The sequence below is a fragment of the Arthrobacter sp. 'calajunan' genome (assembly GCF_046940185.1).
GTDB classification, from domain to species: Bacteria; Actinomycetota; Actinomycetes; order Actinomycetales; family Micrococcaceae; genus Glutamicibacter; species Glutamicibacter soli.
Genome location: NZ_JBKZDY010000035.1, coordinates 1 through 300 on the forward strand (window position 1 = coordinate 1; position 300 = coordinate 300).

The window sequence follows — 300 nt, forward strand, 5'->3', positions numbered from 1 at the left end:
GCTCCTACCTGGCCAACGCCCGCATCCTCGCCGAAGACACCCCCTTCCTCGCCCAACGCTTCGCCCTCGGGGAACTCACCGAACCCCAGGCCATGGCCATCCTCACCCCCTTGCAGGACGTCAACGCCGCCCGCCGCACCGCCTTCGACACCCACTTCCGCGCCACCCCGGATCTGTTCGACGGCATGGGACCCAAGCAGATCAGCGAAACCGTCACCCAATACACCCTGCAGTTCGAAAGCCACACCAAGTCCTACCGCATCAAGGAAGCGGGCACCGACCGCTACCTGCGCTTCACCA

At 65.3% G+C, this 300-nt stretch carries 1 pseudogene; it reads left to right on the forward strand.

The features are described from left to right. Positions 1-300, forward strand: a pseudogene (locus tag RF641_RS17655) (HNH endonuclease); the annotation flags it as partial.